This window comes from Streptomyces sp. NPDC050211 (genome assembly GCF_040656035.1).
Classification (GTDB): domain Bacteria; phylum Actinomycetota; class Actinomycetes; order Streptomycetales; family Streptomycetaceae; genus Streptomyces.
The window spans coordinates 1-13,876 of the sequence record NZ_JBFALC010000121.1 but is presented as its reverse complement, the minus strand read 5'-3'; the positions used below and the strand labels follow the sequence as shown (position 1 = coordinate 13,876).

The window sequence follows — 13,876 nt, the reverse complement described above, 5'->3', positions numbered from 1 at the left end:
GCCGAGCGCATCTTCGAACGCTTCGTCCGACTCGACGACGCCCGCTCCCGCGACCACGGCGGCACCGGCCTGGGCCTCGCCATCGCCCGCGACCTCGCACACCGCCACCAAGGCACCCTCACCCTCACCCCCCGAACCCTCGGAGCATGCTTCCAACTACGCCTTCCCCGAGCCCCCACCCCGGCCGAGGAATGACGCGCTTCACCGCGGCAGCCCTTCGGAACCCCAGCTGATCGCCGCAGAACGAGTCGTCAGCGAACACGCCTTCGCGCACCTGAAGGACTGGCTTGATCGCCAACCCAGTCAGCGTGCGGGAGCACGAGTGGCCCGGAGGAGGGTTCCGCGGCGCGCTGAAGCCTCCGCCGCACTGAGGGCCGGTCGACGTCCCGAGTGCGTACGAGCCCATCCGGCGGCGCCGGCGGCAGTCCGTCCGATGGGACGAGCGGCGTCTCAACGCCCGCGGGTTCGCGGCATGCCGACCACCGGCCACACCCGTGCGAATGCGTGTTCGATATGATGAAACCTGGGAGTTACGTTGGCCGGTTTGCAACGCCTTTAGGGTGGTGGTTGTGGCGCAGTGGTTCGAGTCGTTTCACAGTCCGGCGGCCGTGGAGGCCGCCGGTCGCGGCGGTGTGCCCGCGCGAGGTGTGGGTGCGCCGTCCCTGTTGGGCGCGCTGCGGTCGGCTGCGGGCCGGATCGGTACGACGCTGGACGAGGACACCACCTGTGCGGAGCTGACCCGGGAGGTCGCCGGCCAGGTGGGAGCCGCGGCGGCGATCCTGCGGGTGCGGAGCGGGGGCGGCTCGGAGTACGAGGCCGTGTGCGGGAATCCGGCGGTGCTGCCCGGCGTCGAGTGGGCGACGGCTGTCGCGGGGGAGTCGGCGGCGCTGGGGGAGGGCGGGGTCGTGCATGCGGCTTCCGACGGCTCCCGGCCGGCGTTGTGCGTGCCACTCACCGCCGGTGGGCACCAGTACGGCCTGCTGGTGTGCGCCCGTGAGGGTGCGCCGTTCACGCCCGCCGAGGGAGAGCTGGTGGAGTTCCTCGCGGAACACGCCGCCTCGAACATCCGGCATGCCCGGGAGCACGACGCGGTGAGCGGCATCGTCGGCAAGCTGCAGCGTGCGCTGCTCGCCGAACCCGGTCGGCCGCACCCCAATCTGGACGTCGCCATCCGCTATCTGCCCGTGGGGCAGCGGGCTCTGGTCGGCGGTGACTGGTGCGAGACCGTCCGGCTGCACTTCGGACGTACGCTCCTGGTCGTCGGTGACGTCATGGGGCACGGCCTGGAGGCCGCCGTGGACATGGCGGCCTACCGCTCGGCCCTGCGGTACATAGCCTCCTCCGACCTGCCTCCGCATCGCGTGCTGCGCCAGCTCGACGACATCGCCTCCAGGGAGGCGGACCGCCGCCCGGCCACCTGCCTCATCGCGCGCGTGGACCCCGTCCGCGGGCTGGTGACCCTGGCCAGTGCCGGGCACCTGCCGCCGGCCGTGATCGACGGAGAGGGCCGGGTCGCACTCCTTCCCGTACCGGTCGGCCCACCCCTGGGCACCGGCCTCGGCGGCTACCAGCCGGCGACCTACCGGCTCGAGCCCTCCGAGACACTCATGCTGTTCACCGACGGACTCGTCGAGCGCCGAAGTGAGGACATCGACCAGTCCCTGCACCGACTGGCCGGTCTCAGCTTCTCGGCCGCCGCCGGCGTCGAGGACGTCCTGGACACGGCGCTCGCCCGCCTCGACGCCCGCAACGCCGAGGACGACGTCGCGGCACTGGCCGCCCGGCTCCAGCACCGCTCGGCGCACGCACACGACTACGACTTGCAGCGCTCCAGCTCCTGAACCGAGAGCGGCAGAGGGCGTGACCGTCGGCCCGGTCACGGCCCCCGCCAGATGTTGTCGAAGGCCGCGTCTTCGATGCTTCGCCGCTGCCGTACGGCCGCCAGCTCCGTCACCGCGTCGCTCACGGCCGCCAATACGGTGATGACCGCGTCGTCGGTGAGGTCCGAGAGGTCCTCGGACGGCTCGTCACGGGTTCCGACAGCGGCCGCGAGACCTGCGAGGACGGGCTCGCCCGATGCCAAGCGCTCGGCCGCGTGGCTCCGGGCCGGCGAGTCGGGCACTGCCGCTGCCGTTCGTTCGCTGCGGAGGGGACTCCAGCGACGGCGTGGCCGGGTGACGTCTCCGTCCGCCTCCAGGGCGGCGAGATACGCGGCATGCAGGCCGCGGCCCCGGCGCCACAACCACTCCTCGACGGACTCGTACGGCGCCTGTCGTACGAGGGCCGACACCGCCTCGTTCAACAGGCGGTCATCCAGGTCGTGTTGCGGTCCGGGGACGATGTGGTCGCCGTCCAGGGTGACGGCCCCGGCGTCGGCGAGGTCGAGCAGTTCCGCTCCGGCGAGCGCCAGCGACACGTCGCCCTGCTCGGCGGGGCGGTCGGCGGCGGAGTCCAGGGTGACGATGAGCAGGTCCCGTGCTGTGGTCATGGTCTCGGACTCCCAGTAAGTGGCGTCGATGATCCGCGGCTGCGGCGTCGTCCGCCGGGGCGGGTGATCGTACCGGGGCGGTCTGCCGTACCACCACAGTGTGCTGCGGGGAGCCGACGCGCAGCACGGCGGCGGCGAGTACGTCGGCGGCCACTCGCGCTGCGGTGGCCGGGCCGACTGCTCGTCCTCCTCAGCCGGTGAAGAAGTCGACGAGGCTGTGGGGTGCGTCGGCGCCGTAGCAGAGCTCGTGGATGCGGGTGGCTTCGGTGGCGGCCGTGGCACTGCGGGGGAACAGGGCCTGCTCGTATTCGGTGAGCGCGGCCTCGACATCGTCGGGGTGTGCGGCGATGGCCCTGCCGAGTTCGGCGCCGTCGTACATGGCCAGGTTGGCACCCTCGCCGGACGGGGGCATGAGGTGGGCGGCATCGCCGAGCAGGGTCGCTCCCGGTACCCGGTCCCAGCGGTGTCCGGTCGGCAGGGAGTTGAGGGTGCGCAGGACCGGCGCGGTCTCACCGTCGGTGATCAGCGCGGTGAGCTCCGGTGCCCAGTCGGCGAACTCCCGCGCTATCCGTGCGGTGGCCGCCGCTGAATCGGTGAAATCGATGCCGGCGAACCAGTCCTGGGACTTGGAGAGCGCGACGTAGGTGTGCAGGGTCCCGCCGCTCTCCCGGTGGGCCTGGATCCCCTTGCCCGGCGCGAGCGCGAACAGCGAGCCGCCGCCGACCACCTTCGCGGCGGCCGGGTGCCGGGTGTCGGCGTCGAACAGATACGTCTCGATGAGGGAGACGCCGACGTACTCGGGTTGTGCGTCGGACAGCAGCGGCCGGATCCGCGACCACGCCCCGTCCGCACCGACCAGGAGACCGGTTTCTACGATCGTCCCGTCCGCGAACGTCACTTCGTGCCGGCCGTTGCCGCTCGGGCGGACCGCGGTGGCTTTGCGCCCCCACTTGATCGTGTCGGCCGGCAGCGAGCCGAGCAGAAGGCGCCGCAGGTCGCCACGCAGGACCTCCGGACGCCCGCCCGTACCGTCGTCCGGCTCGTCGAGGAGCACGGTTCCGTCCTTGTCGAGCACGCGCGACGCCTCACCGCCTTCGTGGACGAGGCCGAGGAACTCCTCGAACAGGCCCGCGGCCTTGAGTGCGAGCTGCCCGTTGTAGTCGTGGATATCGAGCTGGCCGCCCTGCGTGCGGGCGGTCGCCGAGGTCTCCGCCTCGTAGATCGTCGCCGGAATGCCGTGGACGTGGAGGACACGGGCGAGGGTCAGTCCTCCGAGCCCCGCGCCGATGATCGTGACGTCAGTGGTCATGGTGGTTCCTTGCGTGTCGCAGTCTGCCCGGGTGGGCGCCCGGAGGTCATCCATGGAACAGCGTTCCAGCTCCATCCTGGAACGGCGTTCCATAGATGTCAAGCTGGAACGGCGTTCCAGGCGTGTGCCAGGATGTCCGCATGGCAACCAGGACGCGTAGTCCAGAACGGCGAGGCGAACCGCTCTCCCGCGAGCGCATCGTCGAGGCTGCGATCGGGCTTCTCGACACGGCGGGCGAGAGCGGACTGACGTTCCGCGCGCTGGCTCAGCGCCTCGCCACCGGGCCCGGTGCGATCTACTGGCATGTCGCGGGCAAGGACGAACTCCTCCATGCCGCGGCCGACGCCGTCGTCGACGGCGCCATGACCACCGGCACCGCCGACACAACGCCGCAGGAGGCGATCCGCGCCCTCGCGCTCGGCGTGTTCGACGCGATCGACGCCCACCCGTGGATCGGCACTCAACTCGCCCGCGCCACTGGGCAGTCGCCCATGCTGCGGATCTTCGAGCGCCTAGGGCGCCAGGTCCAAGCACTCGGCGTACCCGACGACGCTCAGTTCACCGCCGCGTCCGCGCTACTGCACTACATCCTCGGAGTGGGCGAACAGAACGCGGCCAACGCCCGCGCAGTGCCGGACACGAACCGGGCCGAGTTCCTCAACGCCGCCGCGGCCGTATGGGCAAACCTCGACCCCGACGAGTACGCGTTCACCCGTAACGTCGCTGACCGACTGCGCGACCACGACGACCGAACCGAGTTCCTCGCCGGCATCGACCTCATCCTGAGCGGAATTGCTGCTCTTCAGTAACCGGAGGACAGAAGCATGCGCAGCGAGATCGTCTCCGCCTCGGCCCGGTGTCCGGCGATGTTGACGTGCACTCCGTCGCCCACGTCGTACTTCGCGCTGATGCTGTTCGGCGCGACCGGGTCCTTGATGACCTGATCGAAGTCGATGACCCCGTCGCAAGCGCCGCCGCAGTCGCCCTGATGGCCCGCCCATGTGCCGATGTCCCACCGGTACCGGTTCATCTGGTCCGTGTATCCGGGGCGCGGGGTGCTGGGTATGACGTACACCTTCACGCCCGCCGCGCGCAGCCGGCTGAAGACCTTGCGGTAGCTGTCGAGGATCTGCTCGGACGTGCAGCGGTTCTGCAGGTCGTTGGTGCCGTAGAAGAAGATCACGCCGGTGACACCGTGGAGGGCCAGCACGTCGCGGTCGAGGCGGGCCGACGCGTCCAGGCCGTCGTACACGTCGGAGGTGCCGGGGCAGTCCGGGGCGCTGGGCGTTCCGTTGATGCCGGCGTTGGCGATGGCGAGCTGACGGTCGGCGGGAAGTTCGCGGACGACCCGGCGGGCCAGGACATCCGTCCAGCGTTGGTCGGTCCCATGCGGCGTGCAACCCGGGCCGCAGTCGGTGCTGCCCGCTCCGTCGACGACCGAACTGCCATACGCCACGATGGTGCCGCGTATCCGTGGGCTGCGGACGTCGACGGCGCTGACCAGGTAGGTGGACGGGGTGGTGACCGTGAAGGCAGACCCGTCGGCATCGGTCGTGTGGTCGCCGGAGTCCGCCGAGGTCAGGTAGTTGTCGCGCCATGCCGCCCCGTGCACACCGGGGCGGATCGTGCCGGGCACATGCAGGCTCACGGCAAGATCGGTCTGTGCCTCGGTCGGCAGCCGTACAGGATCACTCCACACCTCGCCGCCCACGGGCACGCCGACTTGCTCGCTCCCTGAGAAGGTCAGCTCGCGGGTGGTGCCCGTTCGCACGGCGGGCCCGCCGTCCCGGGAGACGGCGACGGACGCGTGCGCGATGTCGAGGCGCTCCTGCCCGAACTGGTTCTGCACACGGATCCGCACCGCGCTCCCGCCCTGGCTGAGCCGGGCGATGGTGCGCACGGTCTGATTCCTGAGGGGTTCCTCCGCCAGGCCTTGCTGGGACTGCGCCCAGGAGGTGTACCAGGCGGACCGTCCGGCCGTCGCCGCGTCGGCGGCCGGGCGCGGGGCATCGTAGGGCTGCGCCGCGGGTGACGGTCCGCCGAGCAGCGTGAACGTGAAGAGGACCGCCGCGGCGACCATCGCGGTGTGCCAGGCTCTGATCTTCATCGACCTCATCCTTCGCAACAGGCGCAAGTACGGGCGAGTGCACCGGAGTTCAGCCGGACCCTTCCCACGCCCGGCGTCACGGCGCACGTCCGTTCCCTGAGTGGCTGACGTGACATCAACTACCCGCGGGGCCAGTGCCTTTACCTCGTCACGACGTGCGCGGTGACTCGGGCTGAGGCCTGAGGATGGGCCCGGCTCAGCCGAACGTGACGTCGGTCGACGGTGACCCGGCGGCGTCCAGCGTGGCCAGTGTGGCGGCGTCGAGCTCGATGGCTTGGGCGGCGATGTTCGCCTCCAGGTGCTCGGCGTCCGCGGTGCCGGGGATGAGCAGCACGTTCGACGAGTGGTGGAGCAGCCAGGCGAGGCCGATCTGTGCGGGTGAGCAGCCGCGGGCTCGCGCGGCGGCGATGACGGCCGGATCGTCGGTCACGCTCGGCCAGCCGGGGAAGGCACCGCCCAGGGGGAAGTACGGCACCCAGGCGATCCGTTCGTCGCGGCAGAGTCGGAGCATCTCCTCCTCGCCGCGTGACACCAGGCTGTAGGCGTTCTGCACGCAGGCGATGCCGGCGGGAAGAGCCTGGCGCAGCGTGTCCGGGGTGACGTTGCTCAGGCCGATCGCACCGATCTTGCCTTCGTCCCGCAGCGCGGTCATCACGGCGAGCTGGTCGTCCAGGTCGACCACTTGGTCGCCCTCGGCCAGCAGACCCGGGCGGGTGTCCATACGGCGAAGGTTCACCACCGGGATCCGGTCGAGGCCGAGGGCCTTGAGGTTGTCCTCGACGCTCGCCCGCAGTTGCTCGGGGCGCTGGGCGGGGCGCACCGGAATGGTGCCGCCCGGATGGGGATCGGCGCCGACCTTGCTGACGACCACGACGCCGTCCCCGGGGCGGAACGCGTCGCGTAGGAGCCCGTTGACGAAACCGTCGCCGTAGAACTGGGCGGTGTCGACGTGGTCGACGCCGAGCTCGAGCGCACGGCGCAGAAGTGCGATCGCGGCGTCGCGGTCCGCGTTCAGGCGCTCCAGCTGCATGGCGCCGTACCCGATGCGGGAGACCGTACGACCGGCGATCGTCCCGGCCCCTCCGGCGCGCGGGGCGCCGTTGGCCGTGAGCTGAGAGGAACGAGTGTTGCTGCCCGTCATGGCAGATTGCGTCCTCGTGGGACGATTAGAGAAGCGGAGGAACCTCCGCTTCATCGACTGTAGCACTCTAACCGGAGGAACCTCCGCTATGCAGCCCGCCGGCCCGACGCCCCCAGAAACCGGCCCCGGGAAGCCGCGCAGCGCCCGCACCCCCCGCGCGGACGCGCTCCGCAACCGCGACAAGCTCATCCAGGTCGCCCGCGCCGCGTTCGCCTCCGGCGACGGCACCGTCGTACTTGAAGGCATCGCCCGCGAGGCCGGCGTCGGCATCGGCACGCTGTACCGCCACTTCCCGACCCGCGAGGCACTGGTCGAGGCCGTCTACGCCGCAGAACTCGACGACGTCACCGGCAGCGCGCCCGCCCTGCTCCAGGAACTACCGGCGGATGCGGCCCTCCGAGCGTGGATGGTGCGCTACGCCGCCTTCATCGCCACCAAGCGCGGCATGGCCGACACCCTCCGCACCGCCTGGGCCTCCGGCCGGATCGCCACGCCGGCCACCCGGGAACGCATCACCTCCGCCATCGCCGCGATCCTCGCCCGCGGAGCCGAAGACGGCTCCCTCCGCCCCGACGTCGAACCGGAGGACGTCACCGTCATGCTGCTGGGGATCTTCCTCGCCGGCACCACCGGCGACACCCCGGCACGAACGGAACGGCTGATCGACCTGGTCATGGATGCGCTGACGCCGAGATAGTCGCTCCGCGTCACGCGCGCGCAATGCTCTTAATGCCGTCTCCATCGCCGCTGTGCTGGTCGCGGTGGTGTCGTTCTCCCCGACCGGGCCGGTGACGGCGTATGCCGCCGGGCCGGCGCTTGCGTTGGCGTTCGCGCGCAACGCGCTGGGACTGCTCAGCCTGGGACCGGCGTTCATGGTGATCCGGCGGCGCGAGGTGCGGAAGGTCTGCACCTCAAAGAGCGCTTCCATCGAGGGCTACGTGGGCGGACCTGACAGTGTCGTCGTGGGCGGCGTGGACGTACAGGCAGGCGCGCGGATCCAACGGCGGATGCGCCCCGTGCCACGACCGGGGCCTACCCGTACGCGCAGTTGTCGCACGGATCGCCGCGAACCTCGCTCTCGCGGCCCAACTGTGGCTGGCCGCGGCCCGGTTCCACGCATCCGAACCGCGACCGAACCCTCACGAGACCGGGGGTCTCCGGCGCCATGGACAGACGACTGCTGCGCACAGGCACCCCGGCCGTCCCGGTGGAGTGTCGCCGTGACGCTTGACCCTGACGCAGGGGCAACCTCACAGCATGGCGGCATGACCACGAACGGCGACGACGCGGAGCGGGACGAGAGAGGCGACGGGACGATGCGGCACTACACGGTTCAGCATGACGGCGTCAGGATCCCGATATCCCGTGGCGGCCGAGGGCGTCCGCTCGTCCTGTGCCCTGGACTGAACTCGACACAGGCCGACCTGCGCGAGCTGACCGAGCTCCTTCGACGCGACCACGACGTGACGACCTTCGACCTGAGGGGCCACGGGCTCGCCTCCGCAGCCGACCGATACACCTTCGACGCGTTTCTCAGCGACCTAGCCGCCGTGCTGGCCGAGCTGCATCGCCAGGACCTGCCCTCGGCGCCCGTGCTCGTGGGCTACTCGCTGGGCGCGGACCTGGCGGTGCACCATGCCGCCGAGTGCCCTGACGCCGTCGCCGGGCTGGTCCTCATCGACGGGGCGAACCCGTTGCCGGAACCGTTCATCACCGACGTGGACCTGGCGGATTTCCGTGCGATGGCGCAGGACCAGGCGCAACGGTCCGAGCGGGCCAAGGGCACCGCACATCAGGTCTCGCTCACCGCCGAGGACATCCTGGCCCTGAACCTCGAGATCGACGAGGTGCGGTCCGGGACCCTCGACCGGTACCGGAAGATCGACCACCCCATCACCATGATCATGTCGACCGCGATAGCCGGCGACAGCACCGAAGGGCGTGCGCCGCGGCACAACCGGCTCTGGCGTGCCGGCGTCGAGCGGCTCGTTCAGGAGCGGCCGCACGTCTCCACGTCCTGGCTCGACACCGGCCACCGGCTGGTCTTCACCCACGCCCCGGACATCGCGGACATCATCCGGAGAGCAGCGCACCGACCGGCCCGCAGGGCGACGCCCTGAACGGCTCCGAGGAGACTGGTCCCATGCTGACCATCGGCGAGTTGGCGTCGTACGCCGGAGTGACGGTGCGCGCGGTGCGGCACTATCACGCCAAGGGCCTGTTGCCCGAGCCGGAGCGGGACCACTCCGGCTATCGGAGGTACGGTGCCGATGCCCTGGTCGAGCTGATCAAGATCCGGACGCTCGCCGAGGCCGGGGTTCCGCTGGCTCGCGTGCGGGAGCTGCTCCAAGCCGACGCGGAGGAGTTCGCCGCGGCCGTCGCAGAAATCGACGAACGACTGCGGGAGGAGATCCGGGTGCGGCAGCGGCACCGCGAGCGGATCGCCCACATCGCCGCCGGCGACAACCTCGTACTGCCCCCGGAGGTGGTCGAGTTCCTCGACCGACTGCGGGCGCTCGGCGTCGACGAGCGGATCGTCCAGGTCGAACGCGACGGCTGGATCCCGCTGGCCGCGCACTCACCGGAACGCGTCCCGGAGTGGACGGCACGCAAGCGGGAGCAGATCGCCGACGCCCACCTGATCGACTTCTATCTCACCCTGAGCCAGGCCCTCGACTGGACCGACGACGACCCACGGCTGGTCGAACTGGCCGACCAACTGGCCGCCCACCTCACGCAGATGGCCGACGAGCACGGCGAGGACTACGTCGACGACACCGACATCGAGCCGCCATTCGTGACGCTGATGGACACACTGGCCTTCAACACCGCACCGCCTGCCCGTCGACTGATCGAGCTGCTGAGGGAACGCGGCTGGACCGGTTGGACGAAGCTTGAGCGCGTGGACCGGACATGGGGGCCGACCGGAACGCAGTAGTAAAGACCGCAGTAGTCGAGACAGCCGTAGTAACGGCGTCGATACGGTCCCGGCGAGCTCACCTCGTTCGTCGCCCACGAGGGACCGTGTCGCGGGGAGGTTCAGGCGTATCGGCCCCAGTATCCGCGGTGGATGACCTCACCCGAGCCACGTCTGCGTTCTCCGACCCGAGGACTCTGCGTGGGTAGGTCGTCGGCGCGGTAGCCGACCGTGATCGCGCCGATGGGGTCGTACTCGCCGGGTATCCCGAACTCGGCCCGGAAGTCCTCGAGTTGCTCGGGCATGATGCCGCAGAAGCACGCGCCAGAAGCGAGCGCGGTCAGTGAGGTCGGTCAGGGTCGGGAACGCTCAGCCCTGGGAGAAGCCGGCCGAAGGGGCTCGGAGCGCGGACGCGAGGATCCGCTCGATCACCTCTGGCGCCAGCGGCTTCTCGGAGTAGTCGGACCATGCGCCGACGGCGGATCGCCTCGGAAAACTCCATGTCGGGCGTGGATGCCTAGGGCTGGCCCCACCTCACAGCCGGAGGACAGCCGGATGGCCGTCGTCTTCCGTACCATCAACGCTTTGAGCATGCATATGAGTTCAAAGCTTGTGACAGGAGCACTGGTGCTGGCCGCAGCGGAAGCCTGGCCACAGTTCCAGCCATGGCGGGGCCGCCGGGACAGGACCAGCAGCAACCGCACTACGGCAAGTCCGCGCTGCAACGCGACACCGACGCGATCCGCGCGTTCGGGGTCACGGGTGTCCAGGCGCGGGTGACCGGCCCCGGTGGCAGGACCGTGACCGCGAGCAGCGGCGTGTCCGACATCGAGACCAACCGCCCGGTCGCCCCCGGGTCCTCTTTCCGGATCGGCAGCAACAACAAGACGTTCGTGGCCACGGTCGTGCTGCAACTGGTGGGGGAGGGCAAACTCGGGCTCGACAGCACCGTAGAACGCTGGCTCCCCGGCGTGGTGCAGGGCAACGGCAATCGGGGCGACAAGATCACCGTCCGCCAGCTCCTCCAGCACACCAGTGGCATCTCCGACGAGAGTTATCCCGGGTATGACTCCGCCGAGGAGTACTACGCGAAACGTTATGAGATCCGCACGCCCGAGGAGATCGTGGCCCTGGCGATGCGGCACAAGCCGGTGTTCGAGCCTGGCCGGGGATGGAGCTACTCCAACACGGGTTACGCCGTCCTGGGCATGGTCGTCCAGAAGGTGACCGGCCGCCCGTGGTACGAGGAAGTCAACGACCGGATCATCCACCCGCTCCACCTCAACCACACCATCTGGCCGGGCACTTCCCCCTCCCTGCCTCACCCGCATCTGCGCGGCTACCAACGCTTCCCGTCCGGCGGTCCGCTGGTGGACGTCACCGAAGTGATCGACGCGGATGCGTCCGGCGGCCTCATCTCCACTACGGCCGACCTCGACCGCTTCTTCCGAGCTCTGCTCGCCGGCAAGCTACTGCGCCCGGAGCAGCAGAAGCAGATGCGGCAAACCGTCCCCGTGGACGAGGAGACCAACCACATCCTGCCGGGCGCCCGTTACGGCCTCGGCCTCCTCTCCCGCCCGCTGTCCTGCGGCGGGAGGTTCTGGAGCCATGGCGGCGACCAGATCGGCTACAAGACACGAAACGGCGTCATGGGTGACGGCCGACGCAGCGTGGTCGTAGCGATGTCTACGCGGCTCAGCGACTCACTGGAAAACGAGGTCGGGCAGGAGAAGGTCGCTCACCAACTGGTGGAGAACGCATTGTGCCGAAAGTGAGTCTCCTGCCCCTGAGTAAGGATCTGTACGGGGCGGTGCTGGACGCCTTCGGTGTGGCAGGTGACCTGGCCGAGGCGATTCGGTAGCCGCCGGTCCCGTCGACCGGCCGCGCGAAGTAGTCCGCCTCCGCAGGCTCGCCCACGCGCCCTCCCCAGCACTCCGGTCGTGGCGCGAGCGTGGAACAACTCCGAGCGGCCCAAGGTCCAGAAAGCGACGCCGACTTGGTACCAGGCACCTCAGATTTCCCTCAAGCCCCAGAAGCCTCCTGAGTCGCTGGACTAGCCTCCCTGCCCGTAAGCACTGGCCCAGTCAATTGCTCGTGCGGCTGGTCGGCGATCCCCTGGCCCCGAAGAGGCAAACCGCAGATGAAGCACCGGATGAAGAGCCGTTCCAAGAAGACCGTGATCATCGCGGCGGCAGGCACCAGTGTGCTGGCCCTTACCGTGCCGATCGCTGCGTTAGCGACCACCACCGAGCCCGGTTCACAGGCAGCCGGATCACATTGCACCGTCGATATATCCGGCGGTCCCGTGCAGTGTTTCCCGACCTATCGGGCGGCCATCGCGGCAGCCACCGACGGCCGGGTCAAGGACGCTCCGCTGGACGTCCGTGCAGCCGTCGCCAACCCGGCCTTCCAGAAGAAGATCGACGTGGCGGGCACTGCCGCCGAGCTGCGGGCCGATGCGGAGCCGTCCGTCGTGATCGGCACCGAGTACTTGGACGCGGACCACACGGGCAAGTCGATGAGCTTCACCGCCGAGAGCAAGTGCACCCCCGACGGGCCGGGCTTCCAGGTCGACCAGGTGCCCGCCGAGTTCAACGACGCCATCAGCTCGTACCAGACCTTCAACGACTGCCAGGCCCGGCACTTTGCCGACCCGGAGCTGAAGGGCGACTCCACCAGCTGGCAGATCGGCGGTCAACTCGCGGTCGGGGACGGTGTGGACAACCGGACCAGCTCCATCCAGTGGAACTACGCGGAGTCGCCGACCGCCGCCCAGCTCTTCGCGGACTGCGACGAGAAGATCGCGACCTGCAAGTTCGAGCACAAGGGCGACGTCACCTACAGCTATGGCGGGGCGCACGAGGTGGCCCGGGCGTACAACTGCACGAGCATCGAGCAGGTGAAGAAGATGACCTGGTCGGACGCCACCGGCGGCAAGAACTCGCTCAGCGTCGAGCTGGGAGCCAGCTACAAGATCGGAAATGCCCTGGTCGGCGGGGAATACAGCCTCAGCTTCAAGGCCACCTACGGACATGAGTGGAACTGGGAGAACCGAGTCACCGACGAGACGGACCTCACCGTCCCGGCCGGGGAGGTCGGCTGGGTCAACCGGAACACCAAGATGCAGACCGCCGGGGGTGAGTACACGGTGACGTACGAGGACCGCAAATGGGGTCACTACATCTGGTACGTCCGTGACTTCACCGCCACCGGTCCCGTCCCGCAGGAGATGGGCGTCGTCGACTGGGTCTCCCGCCCCATGACGGCGGCGGAGAAGGCCGATCACTGCAAGGAAGGCGCTGCCGTGGTCACCGCCACCCCGAAGAAGTCCACGTCCGCCACCACAAAGCGCCTGCCCGGCACCGCTCACGTCCTGTCCGGCCCGCGTTGACCCCACCGGCCTGCCCCCGGCCCGCCGGCAGCCGACCGACCAGTTCCCGCGGTCGGCTGCCGTACGCGGAGGCTGCAGTGACCGTGGTGCGCTGGATGCGGTAGCGGGGTGGAACGCGGCGGAGCCCGGTCGGGGGCAGACGCCGGGCCGGTCCAGCGGCCGTTGGTGGAGGACGGCCGGGGCAAGATCGGTGTGATGCCGATGCCGCCTGCGATGAACAGGTGGCGTTCGGCCGGGACGAGAGGGAAGTTGTTGCGCGGCCCGCGGGCTCGCACTGTGGTGCCTTCTCGCAGGTGTGGGTCACCGGGTGTCGAGCACAGGGAGTACTGGCGTACGAGACCGGTCTCAAGGAGCAGGTCGATGTGGGCGCCGGGGGCCCAGGGGGGAAGCAGGGCGCCGTCGGGCTGCTGCAGTTCGAGGGAGACAACCGGGAGCGACCCGCTCGGCGACCGCGAGGACCCTCAGTCCGCGCCGGGCCAGCCGGTCGATCTCCGCCTCGATCCCCGCCTGCTGCCGTTCGGCG

Annotated in this window: 13 protein-coding genes and 1 pseudogene; 8 read left to right on the top strand and 6 right to left on the bottom strand. The window is 69.8% G+C overall.

The genetic code is table 11. The annotated features are described in order from the left end of the window. Both AB0I98_RS48165 and AB0I98_RS48160 read left to right on the top strand, forming a co-directional pair. Positions 1-195, top strand: a 195-nt coding sequence (locus AB0I98_RS48165) for an ATP-binding protein (RefSeq protein ID WP_362952618.1), incomplete at its 5' end; no start/stop codon positions are given. 374 nt (positions 196-569) lie between these two features. Next, positions 570-1,841, top strand: a complete 1,272-nt coding sequence (locus tag AB0I98_RS48160) for a GAF domain-containing SpoIIE family protein phosphatase (protein WP_362952616.1) — start codon at positions 570-572, stop codon at positions 1,839-1,841. A 35-nt stretch (positions 1,842-1,876) separates the two neighbouring features. On the opposite strand, the gene AB0I98_RS48155 is transcribed toward AB0I98_RS48160, so the two are convergent. Together AB0I98_RS48155 and AB0I98_RS48150 are read right to left on the bottom strand one after the other, a co-directional pair. Further along, entirely contained in the window at positions 1,877-2,488 is a 612-nt protein-coding gene (locus tag AB0I98_RS48155; protein WP_362952614.1) for a GPP34 family phosphoprotein, read from the bottom strand. A gap of 190 nt (positions 2,489-2,678) precedes the next feature. Continuing rightward, entirely contained in the window at positions 2,679-3,797 is a 1,119-nt protein-coding gene (locus AB0I98_RS48150; RefSeq protein ID WP_362952612.1) for an NAD(P)/FAD-dependent oxidoreductase, read from the bottom strand. A gap of 140 nt (positions 3,798-3,937) precedes the next feature. Between AB0I98_RS48150 and AB0I98_RS48145 the strand changes: the two genes are divergently transcribed. Further along, positions 3,938-4,606 (top strand): TetR family transcriptional regulator, encoded by a 669-nt coding sequence (locus AB0I98_RS48145; RefSeq protein ID WP_362952610.1) that lies wholly within the window; start codon positions 3,938-3,940, stop codon positions 4,604-4,606. Here the strand turns inward: AB0I98_RS48145 and AB0I98_RS48140 are convergent. Together AB0I98_RS48140 and AB0I98_RS48135 are read right to left on the bottom strand one after the other, a co-directional pair. Beyond that, positions 4,600-5,904, bottom strand: a complete 1,305-nt coding sequence (locus AB0I98_RS48140; RefSeq protein ID WP_362952608.1) for a GDSL-type esterase/lipase family protein — start codon at positions 5,902-5,904, stop codon at positions 4,600-4,602. The two genes, AB0I98_RS48145 and AB0I98_RS48140, sit on opposite strands and share 7 nt — an antisense overlap. Before the next feature lie 196 nt (positions 5,905-6,100). Further along, on the bottom strand, positions 6,101-7,045 hold the full coding sequence (locus AB0I98_RS48135; protein WP_362952606.1) for an aldo/keto reductase: 945 nt from the start codon (positions 7,043-7,045) through the stop codon (positions 6,101-6,103). Positions 7,046-7,133: 88 nt separating this feature from the next. Here AB0I98_RS48135 and AB0I98_RS48130 point away from each other — a divergent pair, with 88 nt between their 5' ends. From AB0I98_RS48130 to AB0I98_RS48120, 3 genes are all read left to right on the top strand, one after another. After that, positions 7,134-7,742: a TetR/AcrR family transcriptional regulator gene (locus AB0I98_RS48130; protein ID WP_362952604.1), complete on the top strand. Its 609-nt coding sequence runs from the start codon at positions 7,134-7,136 to the stop codon at positions 7,740-7,742. Between the two features lie 568 nt (positions 7,743-8,310). Next, entirely contained in the window at positions 8,311-9,165 is an 855-nt protein-coding gene (locus AB0I98_RS48125; RefSeq protein WP_362952602.1) for an alpha/beta hydrolase, read from the top strand. A gap of 23 nt (positions 9,166-9,188) precedes the next feature. Then, positions 9,189-9,983 carry a MerR family transcriptional regulator gene (locus tag AB0I98_RS48120; protein ID WP_362952600.1) on the top strand — a complete coding sequence of 265 codons (795 nt, stop codon included), beginning with the start codon at positions 9,189-9,191 and terminating at the stop codon, positions 9,981-9,983. Positions 9,984-10,084: 101 nt separating this feature from the next. Here the strand turns inward: AB0I98_RS48120 and AB0I98_RS48115 are convergent, their stop codons facing one another. Next, positions 10,085-10,267 (bottom strand): nitroreductase, encoded by a 183-nt coding sequence (locus tag AB0I98_RS48115; RefSeq protein WP_362952598.1) that lies wholly within the window; start codon positions 10,265-10,267, stop codon positions 10,085-10,087. 360 nt (positions 10,268-10,627) lie between these two features. On the opposite strand from AB0I98_RS48115, the gene AB0I98_RS48110 reads away from it, so the two are divergent. Both AB0I98_RS48110 and AB0I98_RS48105 read left to right on the top strand, forming a co-directional pair. Then, on the top strand, positions 10,628-11,737 hold the full coding sequence (locus tag AB0I98_RS48110) for a serine hydrolase domain-containing protein (RefSeq protein WP_362952596.1): 1,110 nt from the start codon (positions 10,628-10,630) through the stop codon (positions 11,735-11,737). Positions 11,738-12,114: 377 nt separating this feature from the next. Beyond that, the gene (locus AB0I98_RS48105; RefSeq protein WP_362952594.1) at positions 12,115-13,353 is read left to right on the top strand and encodes a hypothetical protein; all 1,239 of its coding nucleotides are present in this window, start codon (positions 12,115-12,117) and stop codon (positions 13,351-13,353) included. A 179-nt stretch (positions 13,354-13,532) separates the two neighbouring features. Here AB0I98_RS48105 and AB0I98_RS48100 read toward each other — a convergent pair. Further along, positions 13,533-13,818 (bottom strand): annotated as a pseudogene (locus AB0I98_RS48100) (oxidoreductase); the annotation flags it as partial. Positions 13,819-13,876: the final 58 nt, after the last annotated feature.